The organism is Psychrobacillus syltrankelensis (genome assembly GCF_055454035.1).
This window is the reverse complement of the sequence record NZ_CM144227.1, coordinates 1175527-1192025: the sequence shown is the minus strand read 5'-3', so window position 1 is coordinate 1192025 and position 16499 is coordinate 1175527. Positions and strand designations below refer to the sequence as shown.

General features: G+C 37.0%; 15 protein-coding genes. 14 read left to right on the top strand and 1 reads right to left on the bottom strand.

The window, feature by feature from the left end:
- The first annotated feature begins 141 nt into the window (after positions 1-141).
- The 9 genes from def (at position 142) to spoVM (ending at position 8070) form a co-directional block, all read left to right on the top strand.
- Positions 142-630 (top strand): peptide deformylase, encoded by a 489-nt coding sequence (def, locus tag ACTSKG_RS06075; RefSeq protein WP_464757241.1) that lies wholly within the window; start codon positions 142-144, stop codon positions 628-630.
- Positions 627-1568: a methionyl-tRNA formyltransferase gene (gene fmt, locus ACTSKG_RS06070; RefSeq protein ID WP_464757240.1), complete on the top strand. Its 942-nt coding sequence runs from the start codon at positions 627-629 to the stop codon at positions 1566-1568. Before def ends, fmt begins: the two co-directional genes overlap by 4 nt.
- Complete coding sequence (gene rsmB, locus ACTSKG_RS06065) at positions 1565-2914, top strand: 16S rRNA (cytosine(967)-C(5))-methyltransferase RsmB (RefSeq protein ID WP_464757239.1); 1350 nt, start codon at positions 1565-1567, stop codon at positions 2912-2914. Before fmt ends, rsmB begins: the two co-directional genes overlap by 4 nt.
- Positions 2915-3031: 117 nt before the next feature.
- Complete coding sequence (locus tag ACTSKG_RS06060; protein WP_464757238.1) at positions 3032-3769, top strand: Stp1/IreP family PP2C-type Ser/Thr phosphatase; 738 nt, start codon at positions 3032-3034, stop codon at positions 3767-3769.
- A 2-nt stretch (positions 3770-3771) separates the two neighbouring features.
- Positions 3772-5742, top strand: coding sequence for a Stk1 family PASTA domain-containing Ser/Thr kinase (gene pknB, locus ACTSKG_RS06055; RefSeq protein WP_464757237.1), 1971 nt, complete (start codon positions 3772-3774; stop codon positions 5740-5742).
- A gap of 11 nt (positions 5743-5753) precedes the next feature.
- Positions 5754-6635 (top strand): ribosome small subunit-dependent GTPase A, encoded by an 882-nt coding sequence (gene rsgA, locus ACTSKG_RS06050; protein WP_464757236.1) that lies wholly within the window; start codon positions 5754-5756, stop codon positions 6633-6635.
- 2 nt (positions 6636-6637) lie between these two features.
- On the top strand, positions 6638-7306 hold the full coding sequence (gene rpe / locus ACTSKG_RS06045) for a ribulose-phosphate 3-epimerase (RefSeq protein WP_464757235.1): 669 nt from the start codon (positions 6638-6640) through the stop codon (positions 7304-7306).
- Positions 7303-7959 carry a thiamine diphosphokinase gene (locus ACTSKG_RS06040; protein ID WP_464757234.1) on the top strand — a complete coding sequence of 219 codons (657 nt, stop codon included), beginning with the start codon at positions 7303-7305 and terminating at the stop codon, positions 7957-7959. Before rpe ends, ACTSKG_RS06040 begins: the two co-directional genes overlap by 4 nt.
- Before the next feature lie 15 nt (positions 7960-7974).
- The gene (spoVM, locus tag ACTSKG_RS06035) at positions 7975-8070 is read left to right on the top strand and encodes a stage V sporulation protein SpoVM (protein WP_151699433.1); all 96 of its coding nucleotides are present in this window, start codon (positions 7975-7977) and stop codon (positions 8068-8070) included.
- Positions 8071-8676: 606 nt separating this feature from the next.
- On the opposite strand, the gene rpmB is transcribed toward spoVM, so the two are convergent.
- Positions 8677-8865, bottom strand: a complete 189-nt coding sequence (gene rpmB, locus ACTSKG_RS06030) for a 50S ribosomal protein L28 (protein WP_387579702.1) — start codon at positions 8863-8865, stop codon at positions 8677-8679.
- 697 nt (positions 8866-9562) lie between these two features.
- Between rpmB and ACTSKG_RS06025 the strand changes: the two genes are divergently transcribed.
- From ACTSKG_RS06025 to recG, 5 genes are all read left to right on the top strand, one after another.
- Positions 9563-9925 carry an Asp23/Gls24 family envelope stress response protein gene (locus ACTSKG_RS06025; protein ID WP_464757233.1) on the top strand — a complete coding sequence of 121 codons (363 nt, stop codon included), beginning with the start codon at positions 9563-9565 and terminating at the stop codon, positions 9923-9925.
- Between the two features lie 16 nt (positions 9926-9941).
- Positions 9942-11597: a DAK2 domain-containing protein gene (locus ACTSKG_RS06020; protein WP_464757232.1), complete on the top strand. Its 1656-nt coding sequence runs from the start codon at positions 9942-9944 to the stop codon at positions 11595-11597.
- 768 nt (positions 11598-12365) lie between these two features.
- Positions 12366-13028, top strand: coding sequence for an L-serine ammonia-lyase, iron-sulfur-dependent subunit beta (gene sdaAB / locus ACTSKG_RS06015; RefSeq protein ID WP_464757231.1), 663 nt, complete (start codon positions 12366-12368; stop codon positions 13026-13028).
- A gap of 12 nt (positions 13029-13040) precedes the next feature.
- On the top strand, positions 13041-13940 hold the full coding sequence (sdaAA, locus tag ACTSKG_RS06010; RefSeq protein WP_387579715.1) for an L-serine ammonia-lyase, iron-sulfur-dependent, subunit alpha: 900 nt from the start codon (positions 13041-13043) through the stop codon (positions 13938-13940).
- Complete coding sequence (gene recG / locus ACTSKG_RS06005; protein ID WP_464757230.1) at positions 13930-15978, top strand: ATP-dependent DNA helicase RecG; 2049 nt, start codon at positions 13930-13932, stop codon at positions 15976-15978. Before sdaAA ends, recG begins: the two co-directional genes overlap by 11 nt.
- The last annotated feature ends 521 nt before the right edge of the window (positions 15979-16499 follow it).

The following is a 16499-nucleotide window of genomic DNA, read 5'->3' as shown; positions in this document are numbered from 1 at the left end:
CAAGCCTCCGGCGGATGTCACAAATTTTGAAAGGAGTTAAGCGACTGCATGATCTACATCCTTCAGGCCTTAAGTTTAACTCAAAATTTGGACGGAATTACGCCGAGGCGAAATTGATTATGTTTGAAATGAGGAAAAGATATGGCTATTTTACCAATTATTACACATCCCAATGAATTACTTACGACAAAATGTACAGAAGTAAAAGTTTTTGATGAAAAACTAGCATCACTTTTAGATGATATGTATGACACGATGATTGCATCCGATGGAATTGGACTTGCAGCACCACAAGTTGGAGAAACGATTCAAGTTGCTATCGTCGACCTGGGAGAAGGACAAGAAGTCATTGAAATGATTAATCCGGAAGTAGTTGAAATTAGCGGTTCTGAGATTGAAATAGAAGGTTGTTTAAGCTTTCCAGATATTTATGGGGAAGTAGAACGTCCTTTTTTTGTAAAAGTTGAAGCACAAGATAGAAATGGTGCTTTATATGAATTAGAAGCAGAAGACTATGAAGCAAGAGCAATTTTACATGAAATAGATCATTTACACGGTGTTTTATTCACTTCAAAAATCATACGTTATGTAGACTTGGAAGAGCTAGAGAATGAGGAGGAAGAATCATGACAAATATTGTTTTCATGGGAACCCCAGCATTCTCCGCTCCAATATTAAGAATGCTTGTAGAGGAAGGATATAGTGTGCTTGCAGTTGTCACGCAGCCTGATCGTCCAGTTGGAAGAAAAAAAGTATTAACTGCTCCTCCTGTAAAAGAAGAAGCCGTGAAACTTGGACTACCAGTAATTCAGCCAACCAAACTAAAAGGTTCAGAGGAATTACAGGAAATTATTGCCTTAAATCCAGACTTAATAGTAACTGCTGCATTTGGACAACTATTACCAAAAGAGTTACTAGAAGTACCAAGGCTTGGTTGTATTAATGTACATGCATCCTTGTTGCCAGCATATCGTGGTGGTGCACCGATTCATCAAGCCATTATCGATGGGCAAGATAAAACAGGTGTAACGATCATGTATATGGAAGAAAAGCTCGATGCAGGAGATATAATTTCCCAAAGTGAAATCTCAATTGGTCATTCAGATGATACTGGCATTCTTTTTGATAAATTAAGTGAGGTCGGTTCGAATTTATTAAAAGAAACATTACCGTCCATCATTTCCAAAACAAATAACCGTGTGAAACAGGATGAATCTCAAGTAACATATGCAAAAAATATTTCTCGCGAACAAGAGAGAATCGATTGGAACAAATCTGCACTACAAATACACAATCAAATCCGTGGTTTACACCCATGGCCAGTTGCTTATACGACGTTAGAAGAACAGTCAGTGAAAGTTTGGAAAGCAGATACAATTCAAGTGAATACGAAAGAACAACCAGGAACAGTTGTGAAAATAGAGTCGGATTATTTTGTTGTTCAAACAGGTTTTGAAGAAGCAATTCGAATAAATGAATTACAGCCAGCTGGAAAAAAGAAAATGTCCGCAGTCGATTACTTGCGCGGAGTAGGTTCGAAATTGCGAATAGGAGATACATTTGAATGACAAAAAAAACAGAAAAAATTTGGACAGGTAATGTTCGTGATGCTGCACTTACGATATTAATGGCCGTTGAAAAGCAACAAGCTTATAGCAACTTATTATTACATCAAACAATTCAAAAATATACTATTGAAGATAAGGACCGTGCGTTACTAACTGAATTAACGTATGGAACAATACAATATAAAATGACATTGGATTATTATTTACAGCCATTCATCAAAGGGAAGTTAGATGATTGGGTTTTACAATTACTTCGTCTCTCTTTATATCAAATTCATTATTTATCACGTATTCCGGATCATGCCGCGGTGAATGAGGCGGTTAATATTGCTAAAAGAAGAGGTCATAAAGGGATTGCTGGAGCAGTAAACGGTATACTTCGCTCTATATTAAGAGAAGGCGTTCGCTCAACTGAAGAAATTAAAGATGAAGTTGAAAGACTTTCCATCGAAACTAGTCATCCTCTTTGGATGGTGAAGCGATTCGTTGCAGAATATGGCTTTGAAACAACGGCAAAAATGTTGAAAGAAAATAATGAACCTCCGGTGACAACGCTACGAGTAAATTTATTTAAACGGACAGTTGAACAAGTGCTTCATTTAATGACACAAGAAGGATATGTCGTTGCACAAAGCGAAACTATCCCAGAGTGTATTTATCTATACAATAGTCAAGCTGCTAAAACGACCGCTTTTCAAAAAGGTTTCGTAACGATTCAAGATGAAAGCTCCATGATTCCCGCATATGCACTTCAAGCAGAACCAGGTATGACTGTACTTGACATGTGTTCGGCTCCAGGTGGAAAAACCACTCATATAGCTGAAAAAATGAAAAATTCAGGAAAGCTCATAGCGATGGATATCCATCAGCATAAACTAAAGTTAGTAAAGGAAAATGCTGAAAGACTAGGCTTTAGCTTTATTGAAACGGTAGAAATGGATGGTCGTAAAGCTACAGAAGCTTATCCTGAGCAATCTTTTGACCGTATTTTAGTGGATGCTCCATGTAGTGGTCTTGGTGTAATGAAGCGAAAACCTGATATAAAATACACGAAAAATGAAAAAGATTTTGCATCTCTTAAACCAATTCAACTGAATTTATTGGAACAAGCATATAAACTTTTAAAACAAGATGGTTTATTAGTTTATAGTACTTGTACCGTGGATCGGGAAGAAAATGAAGGGACGGCTAAACTATTTTTAGAAGCCCATCCTGATATGCAACTTCAAGAATTTCCAGACGTTATTAAAAAGATAAAAGAACAAGAGGAAGAAGGAATGCTTCAACTATTTCCACAGGATTTAAGAAGTGATGGTTTTTTTGTAGCGGTCTTTAGAAAAGCGTAAATAACTAGTCTTTTACCTCTTCTTTTGCTCTAGAGAAGAACTCGTGGGCTAGGCGGTGTAAAGAGAAAGTAACTGTGGAAAAGTTAAGTTATCTTTTCAAAAAGAGGTGAAGGATAAATGGAGTTTGTTGTTAAAACGGATGTTGGTATGAAAAGGACAGTAAATGAAGACCGTGTCGATGTTTTTGTACGTTCGGATGGACGGATTTTAGCTGTTGTTGCAGATGGAATGGGCGGTCATAAAGCTGGTGATGTAGCAAGTGAAATTGCAATTTCGGAGTTTAAAAGATATTTCGCTGCGTATAACCCCTCAGTTGTAAAAGCAAAGGACTGGTTAACTTATACATTTCAGTCGATAAATCAAGCAATTCTTAAACATTCAACCATTAATAGTGGTTGTGAAGGAATGGGGACAACATTAATTGCTGGATTATTTGAAAAAAACAAAGGAATTATCGCGCATGTTGGGGATAGCAGAGTATATAAATTATTCCCAAATAGTATTAAGCAAATTACAAGGGACCATTCCTATGTCAATATTTTAATCGATTCAGGTGAAATAAGTGAAGAACAAGCAAAGACACACCCACAAAAAAATGTTCTTATGAAAGCAGTTGGAACAGAACGGACGATTCACCCTGATTTTTACGAAGTAGAATTTCAACCAAATTCTTATTTTCTTTTTTGCACAGACGGTTTAAGTAATAAATTAAGTGAACCATTTATTCATACCATTCTTTATTCGGATATGCCGCTCCAAGAAAAAGGGTTAGCTCTTGTGGAAGAAGCAAATTTATCTGGTGGAGAAGATAATATTTCGTTAATATTGCTTTCCAATAAAGTAGAGGAGGTGTAAGGATGTTAATTGGGAAAAGAATTAGTGGTAGATATAAGTTGCTCGATATGATTGGCGGCGGTGGGATGTCTAATGTTTATTTAGCACATGATATGATCCTCGACCGTGATGTTGCTATTAAAGTATTACGTTATGACTTTAACAATGAAGAGGAATTACGTCGTCGTTTTCAGCGTGAGGCATTATCTGCTACTAGCCTTACACACCCGAATATTGTAAGTATATATGATGTTGGTGAGGACGACGATATTCACTATATTGTGATGGAGTATGTTAAAGGGGAAACATTAAAACAATACATACAAAGGAATGCACCAATTTCTCCTTTAAAATCAGTTGCCATTATGGAACAATTGACATCTGCAATTGCCAATGCTCATAACAACCATATTATCCATCGGGATATTAAACCACAAAATATTCTCTTGGATGAAGAAGGTAAAGTAAAAATAACTGATTTCGGAATTGCTATGGCATTAAGTGCGACCTCCTATACGCAAACAAACTCCGTGCTCGGAACTGTCCATTATTTATCACCTGAGCAAGCACGGGGTGGGACGGCAACGAATAGAACAGATATCTATGCATTAGGAATTGTCTTATTTGAGCTACTAACAGGACAACTTCCTTTCTCTGGAGAATCAGCTATTTCCATTGCATTGAAACATTTACAAACGGAAACACCGTCCATTCGGGCTATCATCCCTTCCATACCACAAAGTTTGGAAAACGTTGTTTTAAAAGCAACAGCAAAAAATCCAAATGATCGATATCAATCGGCAGAGGAGATGGAGGCAGATTTATCAACTGCATTATCTCCGGAAAGAGCTGGAGAAAAGAAATTTGTAATTAATAAAGACGATGATGCCACAAAAGTTCTGCCAATTATCAAAGAACCTGTTTCTTTTGCAGAAGTATCTGATACAAAAAAAATTCCTACAACTACTACTCAAAAAGAAATGAAAGAAACAAAGAAAAATAAAAAAAATAAAAAGAAGTTAATAGGTGGAGTTATTGTAGGAATTATCGTCCTTGCAATATTAGCTATCTTTGTTTTTTCGAGTCTATTCAAGCCTAATAAAGTAGAAGTACCAAATGTAGTAAATTTAGAATTGGCTAAGGCCGTCGAACAATTAGAAGCAGATAGTTTTAAAGTAGGCGAACAGAAACTTGAATTTTCGGAAGATGTAGAAGAAGGATTTGTTATAAGAACTTCTCCGGAAGCGGGTAAACTTCGTGAAAAAGGAACGGAAATTATGTTGTTTGTGTCATCAGGTAAAGAATCCTCTAAACTTGGTGATTACATTGGAAGTAATATCGATCAAGTAAAAACGTTGCTACAAAATCAAAACTTACGCATAGAAACAAATGTAGTGTTTTCTTCTGAGCCAGTAGGGGACATTGTGGATCAAGACCCAGTAGCTGGAACAGACATTATTCCGTCTGAAACAACTTTAGTTTTTACCGTAAGTAAAGGACCTGACTTACGTACAGTGAATGATTTAACAGGATATAATGAAAAAGCGTTAAGTGATTACGAAAAGACTTCTGGTTTTAAAATTAGAGTAGCTGATAAGCAGAACTCTGATATAGTCCCTAAAGGAAATGTGATAAGCCAATTACCATTACCTAACAGTAAATTAGCACCAAGAAGTACAATAGAAGTTGTTATATCCGATGGTCCAAAACCCGCGCGAACAAAATTAGTCGTTAAAACAGTGACCATCCCATATGAACCCGCTACGGATGAAGATGGAGTAAACGAATCAGAACAAAAAGAAAAAGTTGTGCGCATTTATATACAGGATAAAACAAGGTCTTTAGTGGAACCGACAGAGGAATTCGTATTAAGTGAACCAGTAGAAAAAATCCTAAAATTAGAAATAATTGAAGGTCAAAAAGCAGCTTATCGTGTTATGGTAGATTCAACTGTAATCGCAGAAGAAACCATTGATTATAATGATGTAGATTAGGGAGGTATCGGATGCCAACAGGACAAATTAGAAAAGCATTAAGTGGATTTTATTATGTGTATGATAACGATCAGTTAATCCAATGTCGTGGACGCGGTGTATTTAGAAATAGAGGAGAATCACCGCTTGTCGGTGACTTTGTGGAATATACAGTTGAAGGGGAGAATGACGGTACAATTACGGTCATTCATGAGCGAAAGAATAGTCTCATTCGCCCTCCTATCGCAAATATTGATCAAGCAATATTAGTTTTTTCCGTGAAGGAACCAGATTTCAATACGATATTATTGGACCGTTTTTTAGTCGTATTAGAGTCATTTCATATTGAACCAATAATTTGTTTAACAAAAAGTGATTTATTAGATGAAAAAACGGAAGAAACCATTAAACAATATATAAAAGAATACGAAGAAATTGGTTATCAAGTGTTTATGACTTTTAAAGACGATCCACATTTTGATGACAAAATTACACCTTTATTAAAAGGAAAAACAACTGTACTCGCGGGACAATCTGGTGTTGGTAAATCGACGTTGTTAAATACGATATTACCTTCCCTAAACTTAAAAACGGGAGTTATTTCCGATGCTCTAGGTCGAGGCAAGCATACGACGAGACATGTTGAGCTAATAGAAGTTTGTGGTGGTTTACTTGCTGATACACCAGGCTTTAGCTCATTTGAATTTGATTTAATGGAAAAAGAAGAGCTTTCCAGTTGTTTTCCTGAATTTGTAGAAATTCAAGATGAATGCAAATACAGAGGTTGCATGCATGTAAATGAGCCGAAATGTGCTGTAAAAGATGCTATTGTGGTTGGAAAGATTAAAGATTATCGATATAAACATTACTTACAGTTTTTCAATGAAATACTGGATAGAAAGCCGAGGTACTAATTATGGTGAAAATTGCTCCATCTATTTTAGCTGCAAATTTTGCAAAGCTTGGAGAAGAAGTATTAGAAGTAGAAAAGGCTGGGGCAGAACTCATTCATATCGATGTAATGGATGGTCACTTTGTTCCAAATATTACGATGGGTCCGATTGTAGTAGAAGCATTAAGACCATTAACAAAACTTCCTTTAGATGTACATTTAATGATTGAGTACGCGGACAGATATATCGAAGCTTTTGCAAAAGCCGGTGCTGATTACATTACAGTTCATGTGGAAGCATGTCCTCATCTTCATCGCACAATTCAATTAATACGATCTTTTGGAGTTAAACCGGGAGTAGTTTTAAATCCACACACTCCAATTGAATCGATTCAACATGTATTAGAGGATATAGATATGGTTCTATTCATGACGGTTAATCCTGGCTTCGGTGGTCAAAAATTTATTCATTCTGTATTACCGAAAGTAAAGCAATTATCAGATATCGTGAAGGAAAGAAATTTATCCATTGAAATTGAAATTGATGGTGGTATAAATGAAGAAACGATAATCCCGTGTGTGGAAGCTGGCGCTACAATTTTTGTAGCAGGATCTGCTATTTATAACGCTCCTGATAAAGGAAAAGCTTTGCAAGCAATAAAAGACGCAGGGCTTAGCGCTACAACAAAATGAAAAGCGTCATTGTTTGTTCAGGAGCGCCAGTAGAGGAAGTTGTTGATTTTAAACAACTTCCTTTTTCTAAAGAAGAAACTGTATTTATCGGAGCCGATCGTGGAGCACTTCATTTATTATCGAATGGAATTACACCAAATGAAATCATTGGTGATTTTGATTCATTATTAGATGAAGAATTCGATTTTCTCAAACAAACTGTTGAAAAAATGACCGTCTTGCAATCAGAGAAGGATGAAACGGACACGCATTTAGCTATACTTCGAGCATTAACTTACAATCCAGATGCAGTAATTTTAACTGGTGTAACAGGGGGAAGACTTGATCATTATGAAGCCGTTTTGCATGATGTGCTTAGGTTTCAAAGAAATAACCCTGAGATTGTTTTTTATGTTCGTAACAAACAAAATATTCTTCAATTTTTAATACCTGGAACTCATAAAATTGAGAAGGATAACGATTATAAATATATCTCCTTCTTCTCATTTGGAGAAACAGTTGAAAATATTTCACTTCGTGATTTTCTTTATGAGGTAACCGCAGAAAATATTTCGATAGGTAATGCGAAATTTACAAGTAATGAAGTAAGTGGACGAATTGGTACTATCTCTTTTACAGCTGGCATATGTTTAATGATAAGAAGCAGCGACTAAAAGGGGAGGAATTGTGTGAAGGTCTACACATTTAGATTACCTAAATCAGTTAGTAGTATTATGAGAGTTTGTATTCGCATGTTTAGAAAAGAAGAAGTCAAGAAAGAATAACAGTAGCTAGATCATAGCTTTCAAATCCTCATGCAGAAAAAATACTTGATACGAAACGAAGATTATTACCGAACATAGAGCCTGGAGAGAAGTGAACAATTACTTCTTTCCATGCTTTTTCGGTTAGTCGGTAAGATGGACAGAATAACACTTTATCATTGGGAAGAGGCAATTTTAGTCACTCCAACAATCTTTTGCTTATTTTTATAACTCTATTTATTAATGATAGAATCAATTTCATAATTCAAATTTAGAGCATAAAACACGACCAATATTAAAGTGAAATGTATGAATATGTATAATATACTCTTCATAAATCAGCATGATTTCCGCTATAGGCGGACGCTTTCCGCGGGGTGAGCGATGAGCCATTACCGCCGCATTCGCGTCGTTTGTAATGGCTCATCTGTCTCACTCATCCCGCTGGAGTCACCGCCTGCCGCTCCAATCAATAAAATAATCATTGTTCGTGTTTTAATAAATAAATGCTATTTATGAAATTAACTCCTTTATTTATTAATGATAGTTAAGTTAAATTATATAATACCCAGAAATAAAAAAATGCCAGGTCGACTATTGTCAACCTGGCATTAATTATGAGAACGATTAAACGCGCTCAACTTTTCCTGATTTCAAAGCTCTAGCAGAAACCCATACACGTTTAGGTTTACCGTTTACAAGAACACGGACCTTTTGAAGGTTTGCCCCCCATGTACGCTTGTTAGCGTTCATTGCGTGAGAACGAGCATTACCAGAACGAGCTTTACGCCCAGTGATTGCACATACTTTTGGCATTATATTTCCTCCTTTAAAAAAGAAGCTGAAAGTTTTTTTCAGTTCGATATTTCACATACTTTAATAATTTACCACAGACTTTTATTAAGTGCAAGGCTTATCAAGAAAAAAACCTTTACACACGAAAGGTTGAGCACGACTGTTTAGGTGCAACGTGCGAATGGATAAGTGAAGGATACTAGGTTCACCAAATCTGTGTTAACGGTTGTACACCAAGCATCTTGTAGGCACTGCAGGAAGTTCCTCAGCAACCACAAACGGATTTGTTTACGGCGGGTACTAGCACAGGAGAATGATACTCCTAAGCAGACGACCCTATATCATAGGAATGCGGTCGGTATATATTCGGCGAATATTCACTCCATAAAGACTTCTACAGGTTTAGCGAGACTCCACACTTAGCGAAGGATAGGAAGGAAGTATAATGACGCTTTGTCTTGAGGAAACACCTTCATTACCAAAATCTTCTAGGAATCGTCGCTTTACCCCACGGAAAACAAATGCATCTGCTTAGAAAATCTCACAGTAAGTGTTTACTTTTCCCTTAAATTATCTCATCTCTATTAATATTTCCTTAATGATCAATCTTCCCATATAATATACAATGAAATAGTATTAAGCGTAAAAGCTCTCTTTTATATTGTTAAAGGGTGTAGTACAATTATGGGTAGTCAAAAAGGACTTGGGAGGTTTCATTATGTCAATTGAATTGAAAAATGAATTCGGTCAAATTGATATATCACAAGATGCGATCGCACAAATTGTCGGCGGAGCAGCTATGGAGTGCTACGGGATAGTTGGTATGGCATCAAAGCATCAAATAAGAGATGGTTTAACAGATATATTAAGAAAAGAAAATTTCACAAAAGGTCTGATTGTAAGACATGAAAAAGACGAATTACATATTGATATGTATATAATTGTTAGTTACGGTATAAAAATTTCAGAAATAGCTTATCAAGTGCAATCAAAAGTAAAATACACACTAAATAAATCTCTTGGTATGTCAGTGAAATCCGTAAATGTATATGTACAAGGGGTTCGCGTGACAAGCGTGTGAATGAGGAGAGAAAATAATGAAGTCAATTAATGGTATACAGTTTGCAGATATGGTCAAGATGGGTGCTCATCACCTTTTCCAAAATGCAGACTATGTAGATGCTTTGAATGTATTCCCTGTTCCTGATGGAGACACAGGTACAAATATGAATTTATCCATGACATCTGGTGCAAAAGAAACAGCTGCACACACTGAAGAACATATTGGTAAAACAGCACAAGCATTATCGAAAGGTTTGCTAATGGGCGCAAGAGGTAATTCGGGAGTAATATTATCTCAATTATTTCGAGGATTTGGAAAGTCTGTTGAGCAGCTATCTACTCTAGATGCAAAACAATTTGCACAGGCATTAAATTACGGTGTAGAAACAGCTTATAAAGCAGTAATGAAGCCTGTGGAAGGAACGATCTTAACGGTTGCAAAAGATGCTTCTAAGAAAGCGGTAGAAGTTAGTGAAACAGAAGAAGACATTTGTTTACTAATGGAAAAAGTATTAATAGAAGCAAAAGCATCTTTAAATCGAACTCCAGATTTATTACCCGTTCTCAAAGAAGTTGGCGTTGTGGACAGTGGAGGACAAGGACTAGTATTTGTTTATGAAGGATTTTTAGCAAGTTTAAAAGGGGAAGAATTACCTGAAAAAACTGTTAGTACTTCTATGGACGATTTAGTAAGTGCTGAACATCATAAAAATATTCAAGGATTTATGGATACTGCTGATATTGAGTTCGGATTTTGCACGGAATTTATGGTTCGTTTCGAAGAAGGTAAAAAAGCATTTGATGAAACAGCTTTTCGTAATGATTTAAGTGCATATGGTGATTCGCTATTAGTTATTTCAGATGATGAAATTGCAAAAATTCATATACACTCTGAAACTCCTGGTGAAGTATTAACGTATGGTCAACAATATGGAGATTTAATAAAAATTAAAATAGAAAACATGCGCCAGCAACATACTGAAATTGTTGGAGAAGGCTATACGAAGGAAGTTCCAACCAAAAAAGCTGAGATGCATCCATACGCGGTTGTTACAGTTGCAATGGGAGAAGGTATATCAGAACTTCTAAAAAGCTTAGGGGCATCCGCTGTCATTGAAGGTGGACAAACGATGAATCCTTCCACTGAAGATATTGTAAAAGCAATTGAAGCAGTAGGTGCAGAGCGTGTCCTAATCCTGCCTAATAACAAAAATATTATTATGGCGGCAGAACAAGCAGCAGAAGTTTTAGGTATTGAAGCAGCAGTTGTACCAACTAAAACTCTTCCTCAAGGAATGGCTGCAATTTTAGCGTTTAATGCACAAGCTACTTTAGAAGAAAATAAAAAGAAAATGACTGAAGCATATGCTCATGTTAAGACTGGGCAAGTAACTTTTGCAGTTCGTGATACGTCGATTGATGGCGTCGAAATTAAGAAAGATGATTTCATGGCACTTGCAGAAGGGAAAATTATTCTTTCTACCCCTTCTCGAGAAGAAGCTGCAACAAAACTTGCGCAATCGCTAATTGATGAGAATGCTGAAATTGTGACTATCATTTACGGAGAAGATGTTTCGGATGAAGAAGCTTCGAATTTTGCCGCATTTATTGAAGAACAGTTTGAAGACGCCGAGATTGAATTATATAATGGTAAACAACCTTTATATCCATATATTTTATCTGTGGAATAATTGCAAGCCGCGAGAGAATTTTCTCGTGGCTTTTTAAAAGGTATACTAATTTTGAACCATGAAATGGTAGATTTCCCTGCTGGCGGATGCTTTCCAGGAGGCAAGCATTAAGCAGTTTCGGGCCAACACGACGTTGGTCACTAAGGCGCTCTTAGCCTTTGAACAATTGAATGCTTAGTCCAGGGTCTTGATTTGCTTGCAAATCACCTAGGAGTCGTCGCCTTTCGTTCCAATCAACCATGCAGATAAGAAAGACAATATGTTTCGTCCAATTAATGTACATCGATTGTTAATGAAGCGTCGCCGAGTTCGAAAATGTATCTTAGTAAGCCTATAAAAGAGTAGGAAAGAATTTTATCTCTGATTTGTTTCTAATAATGTTGTGGGTAATAGTAAGATGTTTCAAATAATTTATTTTTTACTTAAATGAAAAGTATGACCTTCTATTAGTTGGTTGGAGAAGCTTGCCGCTCGACTCCTGCGGGAAAGCGGAGTAATCGAGACCCCACAGGAGCGAAGTGACGAGGAGGCTCGATTCTTCGCCCGCGGAAAGCGAGCGGCAAGCTTCGGAAAACAACTGAGCGGAGACAATGTGCGATTATATGGTGCTTGCGGTTTTCTTAAAAGTATTTCATTCTTTAATCGCTATTCATTTGCGCTTAAGGAATAGTAAGATGCTTGGAATGCAGTGTTATACAATCAAACTTTTGTTTAATATGAGTATAAAGTGTAAAATAGAAGGTAAATACAAAATTGGGGGTCTAGGCAATGAAGTTCAAATCTGTTTTTGACATTATTGGACCTGTTATGATCGGACCGTCTTCCTCGCACACTGCAGGAGCGGCTCGAATTGGGAGAGTAGCAAGGGATTTATTTGGAAAGCAACCTACTTGGGCTAAAATACATTTATATGGGTCTTTTGCAGAAACATATAAAGGTCATGGAACGGATGTTGCAATAATTGGTGGTTTGCTAGATTACGATACTTTTGATGAACGTATTAAAACGGCCTTTGAAGATGCAAAAAAAGCGGGGCTTACTTTTGAATTTATTCCCGAGACAGCACATACCGAACATCCTAATACAGCCCGTATTGTAATTGGTGATGGGGTTCAGGAAATGTCAATGGTTGGTATATCGATTGGTGGAGGGAAAACAGAGATCACCGAGTTAAATGGATTTCCACTTCGACTTTCAGGTAACCTAGCAGCGATTTTAGTAGTGCATGAAGACCGATCAGGTTGTATTGCTAATGTAGCCAATTGTTTAGCTAAATACGATATAAATATTGGCCATATGGAAGTTTCTCGAAAAGAAAAAGGTAATATGGCATTAATGATAATAGAAGTTGATCAAAATGTTGAGACAAATATTTTAGAAGAAATAGCTGCTTTACCAAATATTACACAAGTAACAAGAATAGCGGACTAAGGGGGAAAACGAATGGAAGTTTTATTTCATAATGTTCGTGAATTAGTTGATTTAGCGAATAAAGAGCAAAAACTTATTTCGGAAATCATGATTGAACAAGAAATTATGATAACCGGTCGTTCAAGAGAAGAAATTATGACTCAAATGGATCGTAATTTGACTGTGATGGAAGAAGCTGTGGAAAAGGGATTAAAAGGTGTTCGTTCAACTTCTGGTTTGACAGGGGGAGACGCAGTACTTCTTCAAAATTATCTACAAAAGGGTAATACTTTATGTGGTGAATTGATGCTCGATGCTGTAAGTAAAGCGGTTGCTACGAATGAAGTAAATGCTGCAATGGGGACGATCTGTGCAACTCCAACTGCTGGTTCTGCAGGGGTAGTACCTGGGACTTTATTTGCAGTGAAAAATAAATTAAATCCAACGAGAGAACAGATGATTCGATATTTGTTTAATGCAGGCGCATTCGGTTTTGTTGTGGCAAATAATGCATCTATTTCAGGAGCGGCTGGTGGTTGCCAAGCGGAAGTGGGTTCAGCAGCAGGTATGGCAGCAGCTGCAATAGTAGAAATGGCTGGTGGAACTCCAGAACAAAGCTCTCAAGCATTTGCAATTACGCTAAAAAATATGCTTGGTTTAGTTTGTGACCCGGTCGCAGGATTAGTAGAGGTTCCTTGTGTGAAACGAAACGCTATGGGTGCTTCAAACTCGTTAGTTGCTGCAGATATGGCACTTGCGGGAGTAACTAGTCGTATTCCTTGTGACGAAGTTATTGATGCAATGTATAAAATAGGTCAAACGATGCCAACTGCACTAAAAGAAACGGCGCGAGGCGGACTCGCTGCGACTCCTACTGGAAAATGGTTAGAAGCTAAAATTTTCGGCGGAGCAGTTGTAGGTAATGGAAACTAAAAAAGATGAGTTAGTTACTTCCTTAAAAGGAGTGGGAAGTGGTACAGCTAACGCATTACATGAATTAGGAATTGTCTCTTTAGAAGATTTAGTAATGACATTTCCTTATCGACATGAGGACTTTCGATTAAAAAATTTATCAGAAACTGCACATAATGAAAGAGTAACGGTGGAAGGAAGGGTCGAAAGTGAACCTTCTCTTCTTTTTTTAGGGAAAAGTAAATCGAGATTGCAAGTTCGTTTACTAGCAGGTCAGCATCTCATAAAAGCTGTATTTTTCAATCAAGCATATTTAAAACCTAAATTTATTCCAGGTTCTATCATTACAGTTACTGGAAAATGGGACCGTGGTAGACAAGTGATAAATGTCTCTACTTTTTCATCGGGTCCAAAAACAGATCAACAGGATTTTGAACCAGTTTATTCACTAAAAGGTTCTATTAATCAAAAGACATTTCGTAAATTTATGCGACAAGCATTAGATGAAGTGGATGGATATTTAATAGATCCTTTACCTGATTCAATAAGGCTCTCTTATAAATTGCCAACCATATCGGAAGCTTTAGAAGGAATCCATTTTCCACAAAATCTAGCACATTCTAAAAATGCTAGAAGACGTTTTGTATATGAGGAACTTCTAATTTTTCAGCTTAAGATGCAAGCCATCAAAAAAGTACGAAAAGAACAAAATGTTGGAAACAGTATTGCATTCAATAACGATTTAGTTAAAAAGCTAATTGAATCGCTACCGTATGAACTTACTCAAGCCCAAAAAAGAGTAGTGAATGAAATTTGTCGAGATATGAAAGAGCCCCATCGAATGAATCGTCTGTTGCAGGGCGATGTAGGGTCAGGGAAAACAATCGTTGCAGCTATTTGTTTGTACGCTGCAATTACTGCTGGATTTCAAGGGGCTCTGATGGCACCAACTGAAATTCTAGCGGAGCAACATGCTAGTTCACTAGATGAATGGCTATCTCCAATCGGTATTCGAATCGCACTGCTCACAGGTTCAACAAAAGTAAAGGCACGTCGAGCAGTATTAGAAAATTTAGAAACAGGAAATATTGATTTGTTAATAGGTACGCATGCTTTGATTCAACCAGATGTTACATTTAAAAAACTAGGCTTAGTAATTACAGATGAACAACATCGATTTGGTGTAGAACAACGTAGAGTGCTAAAGGAAAAAGGGGAAGATCCGGATGTGTTATTCATGACGGCAACTCCGATACCTCGCACTTTAGCGATTACTGCCTTTGGTGAAATGGATGTATCGATTATTGACGAAATGCCTGCTGGACGGAAGAAAATAGATACACATTGGATGAAGCATGATCAACTCCAAAAAATTATTGTGCGCCTAAAAAAAGAATTAGCGAATGGTAGACAAGCCTATATCATCTGTCCACTTATTGAGGAATCAGAAAAACTGGATGTTCAAAATGCTGTAGATGTGTACAATATGATGTCCTCTGATTTTGGTGCGGAATACTCTGTAGGATTAATGCATGGTCGCCTTCATCCTGACGAAAAAGAGCAAGTTATGAGAGACTTTTCGGAAGGGAATGTAAAAGTACTTGTTTCCACAACAGTTGTAGAAGTTGGAGTGAATGTACCAAATGCTACTTTTATGATTATCTTTGATGCAGAGCGTTTTGGACTTGCACAGCTTCACCAGTTAAGAGGACGAGTTGGTCGTGGAGAGCATCAGTCTTATTGTATATTGCTAGCAGACCCAAAATCCGAAGAAGGAAAAGAACGAATGACGTCTATGACAGAAACAAATGACGGATTTGTTTTGGCGGAGAAAGATTTAGAATTGCGAGGTCCTGGTGATTTTTTCGGAAGAAAGCAAAGTGGGTTGCCTGAATTTAAAGTAGCGGATCTGGTACATGATTATCGTGCGTTAAATACGGCAAAAGTAGATGCGGAAAGGCTATTGAACTCGGACGAATTTTGGAAGTCAGAAGAAATGAAATATCTTCGCACAATATTAATAAATTCCAAAGCTTTAGACGGGGAAAGAATAGATTAAGTTCAGATTTTTGAACGAATGATATATTTTTTTGTTCCGGAATAGGAGCGCATATAAACTTTTTATGGTAGGAATAGGTAGATTTACGTTTCAGGGGAGCGCGTTTAGCGGGGTGAGCGATTAGCCATACCGTCGCTAACGCGTTCGTTTGTGATGGCTAATCTGTCTCACACATCCCTCTGGAGTCGCCACCTTTCACTTCAATCCATTAAGTGAGTACTATCTAAAAAGAAGATTTAGCCCAGCTATCGATAAGAGGATAGAAAAAGTTTAAGTGAACGTAGTGATCATGCCATACTGTAATCGTAAGGCTTTGATCTTGAGAGTTTTTCCTTTTAAAGTACATCGACTTGAATCGTTGGTGCTATTAGAGTAGGGGTATTGGAGGAAAATAGATAGTTTCCATTGTTAAAGAAGGTTTGAGCGGACGAAATTGTATCTTCGTCCGCTTTTAAAAGAGTAGGAAAAGTATTTTTTCTCTTATTATCCAAACAAAACGTATCATATCTTCACATATTCCA